The sequence below is a fragment of the Massilia sp. BGA-UO-ETr-WB1 genome, assembly GCF_059567845.1.
This window is the reverse complement of record NZ_JCAQOT010000027.1, coordinates 864,560-883,114: the sequence shown is the minus strand read 5'-3', so window position 1 is coordinate 883,114 and position 18,555 is coordinate 864,560. Positions and strand designations below refer to the sequence as shown.

Annotated in this window: 13 protein-coding genes and 1 pseudogene; 7 read left to right on the top strand and 7 right to left on the bottom strand. The window is 68.7% G+C overall.

Annotation, left to right across the window (positions count from 1 at the left end; all coding sequences use genetic code 11):
• Positions 1-14: 14 nt before the first annotated feature.
• Together AC56DV_RS30690 and AC56DV_RS30685 are read right to left on the bottom strand one after the other, a co-directional pair.
• On the bottom strand, positions 15-3,863 hold the full coding sequence (locus AC56DV_RS30690) for an NAD(P)-binding protein (RefSeq protein ID WP_496317982.1): 3,849 nt from the start codon (positions 3,861-3,863) through the stop codon (positions 15-17).
• 7 nt (positions 3,864-3,870) lie between these two features.
• Positions 3,871-5,631 (bottom strand): glycoside hydrolase family 2 protein, encoded by a 1,761-nt coding sequence (locus AC56DV_RS30685; protein ID WP_496317981.1) that lies wholly within the window; start codon positions 5,629-5,631, stop codon positions 3,871-3,873.
• 239 nt (positions 5,632-5,870) lie between these two features.
• Here AC56DV_RS30685 and AC56DV_RS30680 point away from each other — a divergent pair, with 239 nt between their 5' ends.
• The 7 genes from AC56DV_RS30680 (at position 5,871) to AC56DV_RS30650 (ending at position 13,059) form a co-directional block, all read left to right on the top strand.
• A complete protein-coding gene (locus AC56DV_RS30680; RefSeq protein ID WP_496317980.1) occupies positions 5,871-6,656 on the top strand; it encodes a YdcF family protein in 786 nt (261 codons plus the stop codon).
• 40 nt (positions 6,657-6,696) lie between these two features.
• Complete coding sequence (locus AC56DV_RS30675; protein ID WP_496317979.1) at positions 6,697-8,163, top strand: right-handed parallel beta-helix repeat-containing protein; 1,467 nt, start codon at positions 6,697-6,699, stop codon at positions 8,161-8,163.
• Between the two features lie 113 nt (positions 8,164-8,276).
• The gene (locus tag AC56DV_RS30670; protein WP_496317978.1) at positions 8,277-9,704 is read left to right on the top strand and encodes a circularly permuted type 2 ATP-grasp protein; all 1,428 of its coding nucleotides are present in this window, start codon (positions 8,277-8,279) and stop codon (positions 9,702-9,704) included.
• A complete protein-coding gene (locus tag AC56DV_RS30665; RefSeq protein WP_496317977.1) occupies positions 9,698-10,630 on the top strand; it encodes an alpha-E domain-containing protein in 933 nt (310 codons plus the stop codon). The genes AC56DV_RS30670 and AC56DV_RS30665 overlap by 7 nt, the downstream gene beginning before the upstream one ends.
• A gap of 21 nt (positions 10,631-10,651) precedes the next feature.
• Positions 10,652-11,455 carry a transglutaminase family protein gene (locus AC56DV_RS30660; RefSeq protein WP_496317976.1) on the top strand — a complete coding sequence of 268 codons (804 nt, stop codon included), beginning with the start codon at positions 10,652-10,654 and terminating at the stop codon, positions 11,453-11,455.
• An 80-nt stretch (positions 11,456-11,535) separates the two neighbouring features.
• Complete coding sequence (locus AC56DV_RS30655) at positions 11,536-12,411, top strand: proteasome-type protease (protein ID WP_496317975.1); 876 nt, start codon at positions 11,536-11,538, stop codon at positions 12,409-12,411.
• A gap of 90 nt (positions 12,412-12,501) precedes the next feature.
• Positions 12,502-13,059, top strand: coding sequence for a hypothetical protein (locus AC56DV_RS30650; RefSeq protein ID WP_496317974.1), 558 nt, complete (start codon positions 12,502-12,504; stop codon positions 13,057-13,059).
• 21 nt (positions 13,060-13,080) lie between these two features.
• On the opposite strand, the gene AC56DV_RS30645 is transcribed toward AC56DV_RS30650, so the two are convergent.
• From AC56DV_RS30645 to AC56DV_RS30625, 5 genes and pseudogenes are all read right to left on the bottom strand, one after another.
• Positions 13,081-15,384: a heavy metal translocating P-type ATPase gene (locus AC56DV_RS30645; protein ID WP_496317973.1), complete on the bottom strand. Its 2,304-nt coding sequence runs from the start codon at positions 15,382-15,384 to the stop codon at positions 13,081-13,083.
• 74 nt (positions 15,385-15,458) lie between these two features.
• Positions 15,459-15,635: a hypothetical protein gene (locus AC56DV_RS30640; protein WP_496317972.1), complete on the bottom strand. Its 177-nt coding sequence runs from the start codon at positions 15,633-15,635 to the stop codon at positions 15,459-15,461.
• Positions 15,632-15,895 (bottom strand): annotated as a pseudogene (locus AC56DV_RS30635) (PepSY domain-containing protein); the annotation flags it as partial. The pseudogene AC56DV_RS30635 and the gene AC56DV_RS30640, both read right to left, overlap by 4 nt.
• A 21-nt stretch (positions 15,896-15,916) precedes the next feature.
• The gene (locus AC56DV_RS30630) at positions 15,917-17,914 is read right to left on the bottom strand and encodes an ATP-binding protein (RefSeq protein WP_496317971.1); all 1,998 of its coding nucleotides are present in this window, start codon (positions 17,912-17,914) and stop codon (positions 15,917-15,919) included.
• The gene (locus AC56DV_RS30625; RefSeq protein ID WP_496317970.1) at positions 17,911-18,474 is read right to left on the bottom strand and encodes a TOL_0243 family YfiR-like periplasmic protein; all 564 of its coding nucleotides are present in this window, start codon (positions 18,472-18,474) and stop codon (positions 17,911-17,913) included. Before AC56DV_RS30625 ends, AC56DV_RS30630 begins: the two co-directional genes overlap by 4 nt.
• Between the last annotated feature and the right edge of the window lie 81 nt (positions 18,475-18,555).

The following is an 18,555-nucleotide window of genomic DNA, read 5'->3' as shown; positions in this document are numbered from 1 at the left end:
CGCCGCCCCGGCGCTCAGCCCTCGCCGCCGAGGCTACCCGCTTGCAAGCCGCTGCCCGATGCCTGCAGGTCCCCAGCCGCCTGCCCGGCGGCGCGCTTGCCTGCCATGAAGGCGTGGTCCGAGTTGTAGTATTCCCACTCGCTGTAGCGCCCGGCCAGCAGGATGCCCTGCCCCTCCAGCCAGCTGCGCACGGTGGCCACGTTGGCCGCGCGGGCGTGGTCGTACACCACGTAGGCGTAGGGCATGTCCACCAGGCTGGCGGCCAGCACCTGGTCGTCCGGGCGCATGAAGCCAACCTTCACGCAGTCCGCGATGCAGCGCGCCACCAGCGCGTCGCCGTCCACCGGCAGCGGCTTGGTGGGCGAATATGTGATTTCGCAGGTGAAGCCGAAGCCGCCCGGCGCGTTGCATTCCGGGCTGGCGTTGCCCTGCACGAAAATGCGGTGGAAGATGGTGTCCTCCGGGTAGTAGATCCAGTGCTTGTCGGTGACGCCGGTACGCGCAATGCCCAGGTTCACGCAGCGCACCGACACGTGGCGCAGCCCGCGCGCCGCGGCCCGCACCGCCTCCGGCGCTTCCGGGCCGATCAGCCGGATCAGCTCCGGCAGCGGCATGGTGCTGATCAGGCGCCGGTACTGGAAGCGGCGGCCATCGGCCAGCGCCACGGTGCGTTCGCCGGGCAGCAGCTGCACCACGTCCGCGTTCAGCTCCAGTTTGCCCCGGATATGCGGCAGGAAGCCGTCCATCAGCGCCTGGAAGCCGCCCCGGCGCGGATAGCCGAAGCGCGCGTTCGGCCCCATGGGCCGCGCCACCGGCTTCAGGGCGCCGTCGATGATCTCGCCCAGGTCCGGCAGCGGCACCCGCCCGCCCAGCCAGGAGGTTTCCATCTCGCTCAGCGGCACGGTCCACAGCTTGCGGTTGTACGGGATGGCGAAGTGGCGCGCAATGCCGGCGCCCCACACCTGGAGGATGAAGTCCTCGAAGCTGCGGGTGGGCTGCGGGCGCGCCGGGCCGTCCGGCTGGTTGCCGTTGAGGGCGTCCGCGGTGCCGTCGGCGCAGCAGTCCTCCACCTTGGCGGCCTGGCAGGCCGGAGCCCGCGCATCGGCAGCGGCGCCGGCGGCCTCGTTGGCGGCCTGGCCGTAGCGCGCCTCGATGGCGCCGACGATGCACTCCTTGATCACGTCCGGCGGCAGGCCGTGCAGCGCGCCCTGGAAAGGATAGCGCGTGTACACCTGCTTGCTGTAGATCCAGGCCTCGCGCATCTGCCAGTGCTGGTTGTCGCCCAGCAGCGTGTCGTACAGCTTGAGCACGTAGGGGTCGTTGGAGAACATGATGTGGCCGGCGTGGTCGAAGGTGAAGCCGTTTTGCCGGATCGAGCGGCACCAGCCGCCCACCGTGGCGTTGCGCTCCAGCAGCAAGGCGTCCGCATCCAGGTGGTAGGCGGCCGACAGCCCGGTGGGGCCGGCGCCGACGATGACGGTGCCGAAACGCTGCGCCGGCTTTTGCGTCCGCAGCGGATTGACCTTGGCCGGCTCGCCCTGGCCGCTCGCGGCCGCCGGCGCCGCCGTGCCCGGCGCCCCGGCGCGCCCGCCCTGGCCGTCCGGCGGCGCCGCACCGATCAGCGCGCGCATGGCGTCGGCGGTGGCGTCCCACGAGGTGCTTGCGACGATGGCACGCATGCCGGCGGCCATGGCGGCGCGCTGCTGCGGCGTCTGCGCCAGCGCCGCTTCGCAATGGGCGATGAACCCGGCGTGGCTGCGGCCGATGGCCACCGTGCCGCCGTAGGGCTGCGCCACGTCGGCGATGGCGGTGCTGACGATGGGCAGCTCGGCCGCCATGTATTCCAGCACCTTGGTCGGGCTGATGTAGCGCGTGGCCTCGTTCAGCGCGAACGGCAGCAGGCACACGTCCCATCCGGCCAGGAAGTGCGGCAGCGCCTCGTAGGGCTGCTGCCCCAGGTAGTGCACGTTCTGGCGCTGCGGCAGCGTTTCCGGCGCGATCTTGACGATGGGGCCCACCAGCACGATCTGCCATTCGGGATGGACGTCGGCCAGCGCGGCGATCAGGTCCGGGTCCAGCCGCTCGTCGAGCACGCCGTAGAAGCCGAGCCGGGGCCGCCCGATGTCCTGGTGCAGCGGGTGGCCGTTGCTGCGGTCCAGCGCCTGCTCGAAATGCACCACGTCCACGCTGCTGGGGAAGCAGTGCACGCGCGGATGGCGGCTGCGCTTGGCTTCGTACAGGCTGGGGCCGCCGGTAAACACCACGTCGGCCAGGTTCAGCAGCGCCGTTTCGCGCTGCAGCAGCTGGCGCGGCGGGTTCCTGAACGCCGACAGTTCGTCCATGCAGTCGTACACCACGCGCGAAGGACCCAGCTTGGCCAGCAGCGGCAGCGCCATCGGCGTGTAGAACCACACGATGGGCTGCTCGCCGTCCGGCGCCAGTTTCTCCAGCAGCGGCTGCAGCAGCGGGATCTGGTCGTCGTGGAAGCCGGCCGCCTGCGACGGCGTGCGCGGCTGGCACACGGTGACGTTGGGCGCGGGCCGGTAAGTCGTCAGCCTGGCGGGACCGTCATCGTGCAGCGGCTCCTCGACGAACAGCACCTTGTAGTACTGCGCGAGCCGCGTCAGCAATTGCTGGGGCCGTTGGTAGACGAAGTCCCAGCGCAAGTGACTAAAGACGATGATGGTTTCCATGCTGTTCTCCTTGGTTGGTGTTGTACAGAGTGTGCCGGTCAGGCGCATGGCCTGCCGCAGCGCAGCCGCGTAGCCGGGCACCAGCACACGCGCCAGCGGGTCGGCGCCGTCCCGGTCCAGGTCCCACAGTCCGCTGTGGTGCCAGTGCGCCGCGTCTTCCCAGTCCGGCCGGTCGATGGCCGGATACAGGCAGATGCCGTGGAAGTCCACGCCATGCTGCACCGCCAGCGCCGCCTCGCTGGCCATCTCGCGCACCCAGGCGCCGCGCCCGCTGCCCACATGGCTGGTTTCGGCCAGCAGCAAGGGGCAGCCGTAGCGCTGCTGGTATTCCATCAGGATGCGGTGCAGCGGCAGGCGGCGCGGCTCGCCCAGGTGCCACCACAGGCGCAGGTTGGTGCCGCTTTCCCACTGGTTGCTGTGGTAGTAGTTGCCGCCGATGATGTCCACGTAGCGCGGCGCCCCGCCCAGTTCCGGCTGCGCGCGGCCGCACAGCATGTCCAGCGCCTCGAACTGCGAAGCGCGCCAGCCGGCCGCCTGCACGGCCCAGTCGGGCCGGTTGGCGGGGGCGATCACGTGGATCATCGGGTCGCACTGCAGGATGCGGGCGCCGGGCGTGACGCCGCGGATGGCATCGCAGCCGGCAATGCTGGCGCGCACCAGCTGGCGCTTGCCCTCGCCGCCCGGGTCCGGGTGGTGCATGTTCTTGATGCGGAACATGTGGATCGACAGGCCCCAGCTGGTGAACGAGATTTCGTTAATCGGCGAATACACCGGCTGCGGCCCGCAGTACGGCGCCAGGAATTCGGCGGCGGCGCGGCAAAAGCTGGCGAAGCGCGGCACGAAATCCGGCCCGAACAGGTCCAGGCCGTCCGGGATGCCATAGTGGCAGATGGTCCAGCTCACCTGCAGGCCCAGTTCCTGCGCGGCGCGGCAGCGGCTCTCCAGGGACGAAAAGTCGTAGCGCCCGTCGCGCTCGCACAGCCGCCAGCCGACGGATTCGCGCACCGTGCGGAAGCCCAGCTGCAAGGCTTGCTCGTAATCGCTGCGGGCCCGCGCCAGGTGGCCGGTGACGGCGTTCATGTCCAGCGCATGGCCGGCGTGGTTGATGTGGTCGGCTCCTTCGTAGCCGGCTTGCCAGAAACTGGCGAACGGAGCGCCGTTGATCGTCATTGCCGCCTCAGTGCTGGACGTTGCGCGTGGCCGCATCGATCTGTTCGATGGGAATCTTGGGGCTGCGGTCCGCGTTCAGCAGGCCGTTGGCTTCCTGGAAGGTGTCGGCGAACTGGGTGTAGCAAAAGCCGCTGAACATGGGCAGCTCGCTGACCACCGTCAGCAGCGCGCGGTAGGCCTGCACGAACGCCTCGGCGGTGTTGGCGCGCGAATAGCCCCAGGTGTGGTGCCCCGGCGCGGCGGGGTCGAAGGCGATGCCGCCGAACTCGGTGAGGATGATGGGCTGGCCACGGTGCGGAAAGCCGTCCAGCGTGAGGATGCGCCCGCCGGGGCGGCGCCGGTCGAACAGGGTGGTCACCGGGTCGGTCAGCTCGTAGCGCGCGGCGATGCGCTGCGGGTCGGCGTCGTAGTCGTGGATGCCGAGCAGGTCGGTGGCCGAGGCTTCCCAGCCGTCGTTGCCGATCACCGGGCGGGTGGCGTCCAGCACCCGCGTCATGTGGTACAGCGCCTCGACCGCGTTGCGGTGCGCCTGCATCGCCGTCAGGTTGGGCACGCCCCACGATTCGTTGAAGGCCACCCACACGATGATGCAGGGATGGCTGTAGTCGCGCTCGATGGCCTCGGTCCATTCGCGCACCATGCGCGTCACGGCCAGCGGGCTGAAGGCGTAGCAGGACGGCATCTCCTCCCACACCAGCAGGCCCAGCTTGTCGGCCCAGTACAGGTAGCGCGGGTCCTCGATCTTCTGGTGCTTGCGCACGCCGTTGAAGCCCATGGCCTTGGCCAGCTCCACGTCGCGCCGCAGCGCATCGTCGTTGGGCGCGGTCATGATGGTGTCCGGCCAGTAGCCCTGGTCCAGCACCAGCCGCAAATGATAAGGGCGGCCGTTCAGCATGAAGCGGTCGCGGTTCACGGACACCGAGCGCAGCGCCGTGTAGGAGCGCACCCGGTCCAGCTCCTCGTCGCCGCAGCGCAGGGTCAGCTCGGCGTCCAGCAGGATGGGCCGTTCGGGGCTCCACAGCAGCTCGTTGCGCGAGTCGTCGATGCCGGGGTCGGACAGCGCGATCTTGCGGTTGGCCTCCTGGCCCACCAGCATGTACACGTCGTCGGCCAGCAGCTTGCCGCCGTGCGACAGCCTCACTTCCACCGTCAGGCCGGAGGTGATGTCGCCGGCCGCCAGGATCTCGCAGCCGATCTCGAAGCCTTCGAAGATCGGCGTCCAGCGCAGCGACTTGATGTAAGTGGCGCCCACCGGCTCGAGCCACACCGTCTGCCAGATGCCGGTGGTGCGCGGATACCAGATCGAGTGCGGGTCCAGCTGCCAGTCCTGCTTGCCGCGCGGCTTGGCCAGGTCGGCCGGGTCGTCCTCGGCGCGCAGCACGATCACCTGCTCCTCGCCGGCCAGCAGCGCGGCGCCGATGTCGGCATAGAAAGGCGTGTGCCCGCCCTCGTGCTGGGCCACCAGTTCGCCGTTCACCCACACCTTGGCCGCATAGTCCACGGCGCCGAAGTGCAGCAGCGTGCGCGGTCCGCGCGCGGCCAGGTTGACCTTGCGGCGGTACCAGCACACGCTGTGGAAGCCGGTGTCGCCGATGCCGCTGGCGCCCGATTCCGGCGGAAACGGCACGTTGATGCCGCGCTCCCACGCGATCTCGTCCTGCGGACTGCGGTAACGGCGCTGATCGTCGTAGGTGAAATCCCAGCGGCCGTTCAGACAAGTCCAGTCCGCCCGCACCAGTTGCGGTCTTGGGTAACAAAAGTCTTCCATGTGGTCTCCACCGGGTAGGTTCAATCCGGTGAAAATCTTAACAACCTTCGCCACCCGGCGCTGCCCCAATTCCGCTCCGAAATCTTGCAGCGAAATCCCATAGCGCCTTTAGGTAAGCGCTCTCTTCAATGCCGCCGCGCGCGGGCGGGGCCGGATCAGGCGCCGCGAATCGGGGGCCGCCATCCGGGGAGCCGGCGGCAAGCCTTGACATTCGGCGGCGCAATTGCTCCAATGCCAGGATGCCCGCCTCCTTCACCATCACCCAACTGGCCCACGTAGTCCTCTTGCCGCCGATGTGCCTGTTCCTGGCGATGCTGGCAGGCTGGCTGCTGCGGCGCCGCTGGCCGCGCTTCGGCAACGCGCTGGCGGGCGGCGGCCTGGCCGCGCTGGTCGTCCTGAGCACCGACGCCGGCGCGCGCCTGCTGGTGCGCCCGCTGGAGAATATGACAGCGCCGCTGGCCTCCGCAGGCCAGGCAGTGCCGGCGTCAGCGCCGGCATCGGCGCAAGCCATCGTCGTGCTGGCCGCCGGGAATAGCGAACACGCGCCGGAATACGGCGGCAACAGCCCGGACAGTATCGCGCTGGCGCGCCTGCGCTACGGCGCCCGCCTGCAGCACCGCACCTCCCTGCCCCTGCTGGTCAGCGGCGGCAATGCCAACCCGGCGCGCAAGATTCCGGCCAAGGCCGTGGCCATGGCGCAGGCGCTGCGCGACGACTTCCGAACCGAGGTGCGCTGGGTGGAGGCCGAGTCCGCCACCACGGCCGAGAACGCCGCGTTCTCGGCCCGCCTCCTCAAGCCTGCCGGCGTGCAAACCGTGCTGCTGGTTACCGACGCCATGCACATGCCGCGCGCCCGGCGCGCGTTCGAGCGGGCCGGCCTGCAGGTGGTGGCCGCGCCCACCGTGTTCCGCGCCTGGGGGCCGCTGTCGGCGTCGTCCTTCCTGCCCAGCGCGGACGCGCTGGCGTCGTCCTACTACGCTGCCTATGAATGGATAGGCCTGGCCTGGTACCGCCTCAAAGAATAAGTTCAGAACAAGCTGCACCTCAACCTCGCAACGGAAACCCATGTCCCGCACCAAGACCAAACCGCCCCGCAAGTCCTCCGGCAAGCTGCTGCCGCTCGCCATCATCGCCCTGCTGGGCCTGGCAGGCGGAGCAGCCGCAGCGTTCTACGCCGTCAACCAGGTCGGCATGGCGCCGCGCCAGGTTGGCCCCTATGTGGAACGGCGCGCCGAAGGCCACAACCAGATGGTCGAAGGCGTGGGCCGCAAGCTGGCCGCCACGCTGGCAGCGCTGGACGGCGGCGGCGCCAGCGCACCGGCCCTGCCCGCCTGGAACGCCGGCGCGCAGCCCAACGGCCGGCCGGCCGCCGCAGGCAACCCGGTGTCGGTGTCCACCCCGGGCGCGCTGGTGCAGGCGATGGCCAGCGCGCGCGCCGGCGACGTGATTACGCTGCAGCCCGGCACCTACAGCTTCAGCGGCGTGCCCTTTATCGCAGCTGGCGCGGCGGGCAGCAAGGAGCGTCCCATCACCGTGCGCGCCGAGCGGCCCGGCACGGTGACCATCGAATCCAGGCTGAGCGAAGGCTTCCTGGTCAGCGGCCCGTACTGGACCTTCGAGAACCTGGCCATCCGCGGCGCCTGCACCGACCCCGCCGCCTGCGAGCACGCCTTCCACGTTGCCGGCCGCGCCAGCGGCTTTGTGGCGCGCAACAACACCATCAGCGATTTTAACGCCCACTTCAAGATCAACGCCCAGGGCGGCAGCGCGCCGGACCACGGCCTGATCGAAGGCAATACGCTGACCAACAGCACGGTGCGCCAGACCGGCCAGCCCGTCACGCCGATCGACCTGGTGGCGGGCAGCAACTGGACCATACGCGGCAACCTGATCTCCGACTTCATCAAGATGGGCGGCGACGGCGTCAGCTACGGCGCCTACGCCAAGGGCGCGGGCTCGGCCAACCTGTTCGAGCGCAACGTGGTGCTGTGCGAGCACAAGCTGCGCGGCTACGGCGGCCAGCGCGTCGGCCTGTCGCTGGGCGGCGGCGGCACGGCCGTGCCCTATTGCCGCGACCAGCGCTGCATCACCGAGCAGGACGGCGGCACCATCCAGTCCAACCTGATCGCGTCGTGCTCGGATGAAGGCATCTACCTGAACCGCGCCGCCACCAGCAAGGTGCTGCACAATACGCTGATCGATACGGCCGGGATCGTGGTGCGCTACCCGGAAAGCAGCGCGCTGGTGGACGGCAATATCGTCGACGGCCGCCTGCGGGCCGACCGTGGCGGCATCCTGCACGCGGGCGACAACCTGGACACCAGCCTGAACCGGCTGTACCTGGGTTCGCACCCGCAGCGCGCCCTGTTCCGCGACGCGCTGGGACTGGACCTGGCATGGGCCGGCGCCGCCCCGCGCCGCAGCGGCCCGTCCTCCGCCCCGCCGCCGGGCGCCGACCTGTGCGGCGCGCCCCGCCCTGCACAGCCCGCCTACGGCGCCGTGGAAGACTTCGCCGCCTGCTTGAAACGCTAGGCGCCGGGCGCGCCGGCGGTCCGGGCCGCCTGCACCAACCCGGTGCATCCGCTCCTTGCAAAGCTGGCATGCTTCTTGATACAGCATGAGTATCGCAGCCACGGAACGAGCAGATGCCTACCTTCTTCAACGAAATGCATGCAGACGGCGGATCGGAAGTGCGGGAACACTACCGCGAATTCTGCCGCTGGCTGGCCCAGCAGCCGCCGGAAACCATCGAACGCAAGCGCGCCGAAGCGGACTTGATGTTCCGCCGCGTCGGCATCACCTTCGCCGTCTACGGCGACGATGCCGGCACCGAACGGCTGATCCCGTTCGACATCGTGCCTCGCATTATCCCGGCCGGCGAATGGCGCCAGCTGCAAACCGGACTGGTGCAGCGCGTGAAAGCGCTGAACATGTTCATCCACGACATTTACCACAACCAGAACATCATCAAGGCCGGCATCATCCCCGCCGAGCAGATCTACCGCAACGCCCAGTACCGGCCGGAGATGCAGGGCATCGCGGTGGCGTCCGACATCTACGCCCACATCGCCGGGGTGGACATCGTGCGCGCCGGCCAGGGCGAGTTCTACGTGCTGGAGGATAACCTGCGGGTGCCGTCCGGCGTCTCCTACATGCTGGAAGACCGCAAGATGATGATGCGGCTATTCCCCGAACTGTTCGCCCGCAACAAGATCGCGCCGGTGGACCACTACCCCGACCTGCTGCTGGACAACCTGCGCTCGGTGGCGCCGATGGGCGTGGACGACCCCACCATCGTCGTGATGACGCCCGGCATGTACAACTCGGCCTACTTCGAGCACGCCTTCCTGGCGCAGCAGATGGGCGTGGAGCTGGTGGAGGGCAAGGACCTGTTCGTGGCCGACAATTCCGTCTACATGCGCACCACGCACGGCCCCAGGCGGGTGGACGTGATCTACCGCCGCCTGGACGACGATTTCCTCGACCCGCTGGCCTTCCGGCCCGATTCCTCGCTGGGCGTGCCCGGCCTGCTGTCGGTGTACCGCGCCGGGCGCGTCACGCTGGCCAACGCCATCGGCACCGGCGTGGCGGACGACAAGTCGATCTACCCCTACGTGCCGGACATGATCCGCTTCTACCTGTCCGAAGAGCCGGTGCTGAACAACGTGCCCACCTACCAGTGCCGGAAAAAGGAGGACCTGCAGTACACGCTGGCCCACCTGTCCGACCTGGTGGTGAAGGAAGTGCACGGCGCGGGCGGCTACGGCATGCTGGTCGGCCCGGCCTCCACCCGCGAGCAGATCGAGGACTTCCGGCGCCGCCTGATCGCCAAGCCGGACGGCTACATCGCCCAGCCCACGCTGGCCCTGTCCAACTGCCCCACTTTCGTGGAAAGCGGCGTGGCGCCGCGCCATATCGACTTGCGGCCGTTCGTGCTGTCCGGGAAAACCATCTCCATGGTGCCCGGCGGCCTGACCCGCGTGGCCCTGCAGGAAGGTTCGCTGGTGGTGAACTCCTCGCAGGGCGGCGGCACCAAAGACACCTGGATACTGGAAAAGGACCTCCCATGCTGAGCCGCACCGCCGACCACCTGTTCTGGATGGCGCGCTACACCGAGCGCGCCGAGAACACCGCCCGCATGCTGGACGTGAACGTGCAGACCTCCATGCTGCCGCAGTCCGAGCAGGACGCCGCCCGGGGCTGGAGCGCCATGCTCGGCATTTCCGAGCTGCAGCAGGCCTACGACCGCAAGTACAGCACGGTGGACGGCCGCTCCGTGATCGACTTCATGGTGCGCGACCCGTCCAACCCCTCGTCGATCGCAGCCTGCCTGAAGGAAGCGCGCGAGAACGCCCGCGCCGTGCGCGGCACGCTCACCACCGAAGTGTGGGAGATCCAGAACCAGACCTGGCTGGACTTGCAGAAGCGCCTGAACAGCGGCGTGCTGGAGCACGATCCCAGCCAGTTCTTCGAGTGGGTGAAATACCGTTCCCACCTGTCGCGCGGGGTCACGCTGGGCACCATGCTGCGCGACGACGCGGTGCACTTCATCCGCCTCGGCACCTTCCTGGAACGGGCCGACAACACGGCGCGCATCCTGGACGTGAAATTCCACGGCGCGCGCGACGCGGAGGACGGCGACTTCTACTACTGGGCCGCGCTGCTGCGCTCCGTGTCCGGCTTCGAGATCTACCGCAAGGTCTACCGCGACATCATCACCCCGGCCCGCGTGGCGGAGCTGCTGATGCTGCGCGCCGACATGCCGCGCTCGCTGCTGGCCTGCATGGACGAAGTGGTGCAGAACCTGCACCAGGTGCACAACGACCTGTCCAGGGACACCGAACGGCTGGCCGGCAAGCTGCATGCCGAACTGCAGTTCGGCCGCATCGACGACATCCTGCAAGCCGGGCTGCACGACACGCTGACCGAATTCCTTCAGCGCATTTACGAACTGGGCAATCGCATCAGCCGCGATTTCCTGGTGCCGCTGGCGGCCTAGAAAGGCACTGAGGAAATCGACATGCAACTATCCATTCGCCATGAAACCAGTTACAGCTACACCGCGCCGCAGGCCTACTCGATCCAGCAGCTGCACCTGACGCCGCGCGCCGAAGCACACCAGCACGTGCTGAACTGGCATTTGAACACGGTGGGCCAGATCCACGGCTACACGGACGCCTACGGCAACCTGTCGCACATGCTGACGATCAATTCGCCGCACACGGGGCTGGCCATCGTCGCCCACGGGCTGGTGGAGACCACCACGCCGGACCAGGGCCGCATCGCCAACGGCGACACGCTGTCGCCGCTGATCTACACGGTGCCGACCCGGCTCACGCAGGCCACGCCCGGCATCCTGGAGCTGGGCGCCGCCTGCCTGCCGGACCGCACCGCGCAGACCCGGCACCTGATGCGGCTGGCGGAGCACATCTTTGGTGCGGTGAAGTATCAAAGCGGTGCGACCGAAGTGACCACCACCGCCAGCGCGGCGCTGCAGCTGGGCATCGGCGTGTGCCAGGACCACGCCCACATCTTCCTGGCCTGCTGCCATGCGCAGGGCATTCCGGCGCGCTACGTGTCCGGCTATATCGACCCGGGCGGCACCAGCCACGCCGCCAGCCACGCCTGGGTGGACGCCTGGGTCGAGGACCGCGGCTACAGCGGCTGGGTCAGCATCGACGTGACCCACGCGCGGCTGATGACGGACGCCTACTGCCGCCTGGCCATCGGCCGCGACTATGACGCCGCCGCCCCGGTGCGCGGCGTGCGGCGCGGCGGCGGCGACGAAGCCATGGCGGTGGACGTGCGTATTGTGCCGCAGTAATGAGCGGCAGGAATGTGCGGCAGTAGCGCCGGCCCGGCCGGTGATAGAATTGATTCCTTGAACCAATAAACTGTTATCAAATGACTTATTGTGTAGGGATGCGGCTGGATGCGGGCCTGGTTTTCTTGGCGGATTCGCGCACCAATGCCGGCGTGGACCAGGTCAGCACGGCGCGCAAGCTGAACGTATTCGAAAACCCCGGCGAGCGCATGATGGTGCTGATGACGGCCGGGAACCTGTCGATTTCGCAGTCGGTGCGGCAGTTGCTGTCCGAGCATGTCGGCGCGGCCGGCTACAGCATCTGGACCGCGCCCAACATGCACGAGGCGGCGCGGCTGGTGGGCGAAGTGGTGCGCAAGGTGCACGAGCGCGACGCCAAGGCGCTGGCCGAGTTCGGCATTGATTTCAACGTCAGCCTGATTTTCGGCGGCCAGATCAAGGGCGAGCGCTGCCGCCTGTTCCAGGTATATTCGGCCGGCAATTTCATCGAGTCGCACAACGAGAACACTTACTTCCAGATCGGCGAGGCCAAGTACGGCAAGCCGATTATCGACCGCGTGGTGACGCCCGCCACTTCGCTGGACGAGGCCGCCAAATGCGCGCTGATTTCCATGGATTCGACGCTGCGCTCGAATGTGTCGGTCGGCCTGCCGCTGGACTTGCTGGTCTACGAGAACAATTCGCTGGCGGTGACGCGCTTCGTCACCATCGACGAGAAGAACCAGTATTTCCAGATGATACGCACCACCTGGGGGCAGCAGCTGAAGACTATCTTCGAAGGCATCGAGGCGCCGGTGTGGAACGCAGCGCCGGAAGCGCCGGGCAACGCGCTGTCGACTGCCAACATGGCCAGCAAGCCGGTGCGCGTGCCGCTGCCGGACGGCATCGCCCCGGCCGGGCCGGGTCCATCGGCACTGCAGTCCGTGGCCCAGCAATTTCATAACAAGCAACAGTAGCGCACAGTTTTTTTCTTCTTGACCTCAGCCTTGGCGTTAACAATACTGGCGGCAGATTTCGTTGTCAATTGACTATCAAGGAGATATGCAATGCTACTGAAAACCTATAAGTTCGAGGATGTGGAAGCCGCCTTCGCCCGCAGCAATGCGGTCGCCCTGCCGAATCTGAAGGCGGGCGGCGGCGGCGCGCGCGACTACCGCGCGCAGGGCGCCAGTCCATACCGCGCCGGCACCGGCCACGCATACGCGCACGTGGCCACCTATACCGAACGGCTGCCCGAGAATGATGCGGGCATGACCGCGATCCGCAACGGCCAAGCCGGCAAGTCGCTGTGGCAGGACCGCCGCACCGCGATCTACGCCTGCATGGAACTGCTGAACCACGACACCAAGGTTCGTGCATGGCTCGCCAAATTCGACGCCGGGCAGCGCACCGACCCTATCGATGTCACGAAGCGTCCCCTGGCGGGGGACTTTTACGGCTACTCGGCCGGCGACAGTAGCAAGCTGAAGAAGGCCACCACGGCTGCCATCAATATCGTTGCGGTCGGCACCGAGCTGGGCATTTACAGCGCCTACCCTTGCGACCTGGCCGGCTTTGTCGAGCCGGCCCTGGACCTGGACTGGTTGTTCGCGCCGGCCACCTGAGCTGGCGAACTGCCCGGCGCCTCAGTGCGCCGGTCCGCCGCGCCCGCCGGCCGGACGCCAGCGTTTCAGCAGCAGCGCGTTGCTGATGACGCTGACCGAACTGAACGCCATGGCGGCGCCCGCCACCACCGGACTCAGCAAGCCGGCGGCCGCCAGCGGTATCCCCACCAGGTTGTAGATGAAGGCCCAGAACAGGTTCTGGCGGATCTTGTTGTAGGTGCGGCGCGAGATATCGATGGCGTCCGCCACCAGCGCGGGGTCGCCGCGCATCAGCGTGATGCCGGCCGCGTGCATGGCGACGTCGGTGCCGGTGGACATGGCGATGCCGACGTCGGCCGCAGTCAGCGCCGGCGCATCGTTGATGCCGTCGCCGACCATGGCGACGCTTTCGCCCGCCGTCCTCAGGCGCGCCACCTCGTCCGCCTTGGCTTCCGGCAGCACTTCCGCGATGACACGGCCGATGCCGAGCGCCACCGCCACCGCCTGCGCGCTGCCCTTGTTGTCGCCGGTGAGCAGCACGGTCTTGATGCCGAGCGCGTGCAGCTTGTCCACCGCCGCGCGGGCGCCCGGCTTGACCTGGTCGCCGAAAGCGATCAGCCCGAGCAGGCGCGGCGCGGCGCCGGCGGACGCGATCCACGAGACGGTGTTGCCGGCGCCTTCCAGCGCCGCCGCGTGCGCCTGCAGCGGCGCCAGGTCGACGCCGGATTCCCGCATCAGGCGCGTGCTGCCCAGCAGCAGGGGCTGGCCATCGACCGTGCCTGCCAGTCCACGGCCCGGCAGCGCCGTCAGGCCCGCCACCGGCGGCGCCGCCACGCCGCGCGCCTTGGCCATGGCCGTGACCGCCGCCGCCAGCGGATGCTCGCTGCCCTGCTGCAGCGATGCCGCCAGCCGCAGCAGCTCTGCCTGCCCGGCGGCGCCGGCCGCCATCAGTTCCGTCACCACCGGCTCGCCCACCGTCAGCGTGCCGGTCTTGTCGAACACCACCGTGCTGACGCGGTGCGCAATCTCGAGCGCTTCCGCATCCTTGATCAGTATGCCGTGCCGCGCGCCGACGCCCGTTCCGGCCATGATGGCGGCGGGTGTCGCCAGTCCCAGCGCGCAAGGGCAAGCGATCACCAGCACCGCCACAGCGTTGATGATGGCGGTTTCGGCTTCCGCGCCCGCCAGCCACCAGCCGACGAACGTCAGCAGCGCGATCACCAGCACCACCGGCACGAAGACCGAACTCACCTGGTCCACCAGCCGCTGCACCGGCGCCTTCTCGGCCTGCGCGCTCTCCACCATCCGGATAATGCGCGACAGCGTGGTCTCCGCGCCCACCGCGTCGGTCCGCACCAGCAGCAGGCCCTCGGCGTTGATGGCGCCGCCGGTCACCCTGGCGCCCGCGTGCTTGGCGACCGGCATGCTCTCGCCGGTCAGCATCGATTCGTTCACATGGCTGGCGCCTTCGGTGACCGTGCCGTCCACGGGGATCCGCTCGCCGGGCCGCACCACCACCATGTCGCCCACGCGCACCGCACCCAGGCGCACGTCCATGTCCGCGCCATTGCGCCGCACGCGCGCCACGTCCGGGCGCAAGGCTTGCAGCGCGCGGATGGCGTCCGCCGTCTGGCGCTTGGCGCGCGCCTCCAGCCATTTGCCGAGCAATACCAGGGTGATGACGACCGATGCGGCCTCGAAGTACAGGTGCGGCATGCCGCCTTGCGCCGCCAGCAGCTGGTAGACGCTCAGGCCGAAGGCGGCGCTGGTGCCGATGGCCACCAGCAGGTCCATATTGCCGGCGCCCGCACGCGCCGCCTTCCAGCCTGCGGCATAGAAGCGCGCGCCCAGCCAGAACTGCACCGGCGCCGCAAGCGCAAGCTGCAGCCAGCCCGGCAGCATCCAATGCAAGCCGGCCAGCTCGGCCGCCATCGGCGCGGCCAGCGGCAGCGACAGCAGCGCCGCGATGCCGACGCGGATACCCTGCCGGTCAAGCTTGGCCGCCGCCGCGTCATGCGCCGGCGCGCCGCCCGCCGCAGCATCGGCGCCTGGGACCGCATGGCCGTCGCGGGCCTCGTCGTCGGCGGCGGGAGCCCCCTCCTCCTCGGGCGTGGCCTGGTAGCCGGCCGCCTCGATGGCGTCGACCAGCTGCTGCACGTCCACGCCGCCGCCCGCCACCACGCGCGCGCGTTCGGTGGCGAGGTTGACGCTGACGCTGTCCACGCCCGCCACTTTCTTGATTGCTTTTTCCACGCGCCCCACGCACGAAGCGCAGCTCATGCCCTCGATGCCGAGGGAGAGTTCGCGCTGCGCGGGACCGTTCGCCACTACCGCTGGATTTGCCATGATGCAGTCCTTATTGCTGATCTGGCCTCCAGTGTATGCCTTCCCATGATGGGAAGGTCAAGCGCTCGTGTTTGCTATTCCGGCTTGCGGCGCAAACCGTACCAGGCGCAGGCCACCACCGGCAAGCCCAGGGCCACGGCGGACACGACGTCCCACGCGCCATCGCCCAGCAAGGCCGAGATCAACCCTATCGTAGTGAGGATGCCAAACAGGATGGGCGCGCCCCACAGGCGCATGAACGGGCCGCTCATTTGGACGCTCCGCTGCCGGCCAGCGCCAGTTCCTCGCCCTGCTCGACGCTCACCGCTTCAGCTGCGGCCAGCGCGCCCGACTTCACCGTATTGCCGCGCTTCAGCCACAGGTACAAGCCGCTGCCCGGCACGATGATGGTCGCGATTTCCAGCATGGCCCACAGGAATTGCATCCAGCCGCCGCCGTAGTCGCCGAAATGCAGCGGCTGCGAGATCAGCAGCGCCGTCAGATACCACGGCAGCGCGCCGCGCACGGTGACGGTGTCGGCCACGGTGGACTTCTAAACCGAGGCGCCCGGCAAGGTCATGGTGAATCGGGTGCCTTTGCCGAGCTCGCTCTTGACGTCGATTTTGCCATCGAGCACGCCATACACGATGTTGTAGACGATGTTGAGGCCGAGCCCGGAGCCGCCCCGGCCCAGCTTGGTGGTGAAGAAGGGGTCGTAGATGCGGCTCATGTTTTCCGGCGCGATGCCGCCGCCGTTGTCGGACACGCACACTTCCACCTTGCCGCCCTCCACGCTGCGCGCCGTCACCACCACCTCGCCCTCGCTGCGCCCTTCGAAGCCGTGACTGAGGGCGTTGGTGATGAGGTTGATCAGCACCTGGCCGAACGGGCCCGGGTAGCTGTTCATTTCTATCCTTTCCTGCACCTCCTGGCGCACCCGGATGCCGGACTTCTTAAACGTGGGCATCAGCACCAGCAGGATCTCGTCCACCAGCTCGGCCAGCATGAACATCCGGCGCTGCGAGGTGGTGCGGTCCACCGCAACCTGCTTGAAGCTGGCCACCAGGTCCACCGCGCGGTGCAGATTGCGCAGCACGATCTCGCCGCCGCCGTTGATGTCGGCCACAAAGCTCTGCAAGGTGGAGCGCTTCAGGCCTTCCGCCGCCAGCTTCTGGAATTCGCGGGTCTGGTCCATCAGCGTGCTGACGGCCAGCAGGCTGTTGCCGATCGGCGTGTTCAGCTCGTGCGCCACGCCCGCCACCAGCGCGCCCAGCGCGGCCAGCTTCTCGTTGCGCACCAGCTCGTCCTGCGCGCGCTGCAGCGTTTCCAGCGAGGCGGCCAGGCCGCGGTTGGCTTCCACCATCTGCCCGGTGCGCTCGGCCACTTCCAGCTCCAGCCGGTCGCGGTACTGCAGCAGTTCCCGTTCGCCGCGCTTGCGCTCGGTAATGTCGGTGGACACGCCGCCCAGCGCCCAGGTGTGGCCATGCTCGTCGAGCAGCGGGAATTTCTCGGACAAATACGTGCGCTCCTGGCCGGTATGGTCGGGGACCGTTTCTTCGTAGGCCTTGGCGTGGCCGGACTCGAGCACTTCGCGGTCGTTGGCTTGCAACTGGCCGGCTGCGCTGGCGGGGTACAGCTGCGCGTCGTCCTGGCCGATCGGTTCGGGCGCGCCGGCCGGCAAGGTGAGGCGGAAGCGCTCGTTGACCAGCATGTAGCGCCCTTGCAAGTCCTTGATATAGATGATGGCCGAGGATTTCTCGACGATGTTTTCCAGCAGCGACTGGCTGCGGCGCAGCGCGGTGTCGCGCGCGGCAATGGTGCCCAGCATGGTGTTGATGGCCTCGGCCAGCCGGCCCACTTCGTCGCGCCCGTCCACCGGCGCGCGCAGGTCGTAGCGCTGCTCCTGCGTGACGCGGTGCGCCACCGAGGACAGCGCCAGCAGCGGCCGCGTGACCAGGCGCCGCACGATAACCGCGTGCAGCAGGCCGCCCACTGCCAGCGTCAGCAGCACCACGGCCAGCACCAGGCCGTAGTGGCGCAGGCGCTCGGGCAGCGGCGGCAGCGCGTACTCCACTTGCAGGTAGCCCACCGTCTCGTGCTCGAAACGCACCGGCACCAGCATGGCCAGGTAGGGGCCGACAAAGTGGTAGCCGGGCGCGGCGATGTTGCGCGGCCAGGCGCAGCCGCCCTCGCCGCTGCGCAGGTAGCGCGCGAACAGCTGGCGCTGGGCGTCGAACAGGCAGGCGCTGTGGATGTCCGGCGTGCCGCGCAGCGCGGACAGGGTGCGGGTGGCAGAGGCGCGGTCGCCGAAGTTCAGGTCCACGTCCAGGTTGAGCGACACCAGCTCGATGCGGCTGGCCAGGTCGGACACCAGCCTGGGGCGGGCCACGGCCACGTCGTACGAGGCCAGGGCCAGCAGGGCCGCCAGCAGCGACACGCCGGCCGTCACCACGGACACGAACAGCAGCTTGCGCTGCAGCCCCGTATCCCGCAGCGATATGCGGCGGGACACCCGGCGGGATACGCGCGGCGGCTGGTCCGGCGCCTTCATTTGGCCGCCCCGCCGACCACGCGCTCGGCCAGCGCGAGCACGCGCGGGTTCAGCGCCATGCCGGACTGCTTGGCGGCGGCCAGGTTGACCTCGAAACGGATGCTGCCGTCGACCAGCATCATATTGATCATGCCGCCGTCGGCCAGGAAGGTCGATGAATCGCCGATGGTGAGCACGGCCTGGTCGCGCAGGCGCGCCAGCAGCGCGGCCTGGCGGCCGCGTTCGGATGGGCCGATGTACAGCGCGTGGCAGGGGGCGATTTCGTCGGGGCGGCTGATGGTGCGCAGGTCCAGCGGGTGGCTGCCGGCGGCGCGGCTTTGCAGCTGGCGCACGATGTCGCCGCCGCCCTGCCCCAGCATGCACACCACCAGCGGCGCGCGCGCGTCGGTCAGCACGCTGGGCGGCCAGCTGGCGTAGCGGGCAAAATTGAGGATGTAGGCGGCCTTGATCTGCTGTTCGGGCAAGGCGGCTTCAGGCGTTTGCCCCGGCGCCTGCGCCTGCACGGCGGCGGCCAGCAAGAGCAGCAGCCGGACTGCGCGAGACGCGGCTAAGCGGGGCATTTTCCTCATGCCCGGCTGATTCCGGCTTGCTGTGGACTGCCATCCATCCCGCGCTCCCGTTTCGCTAGGAAACATCATTGA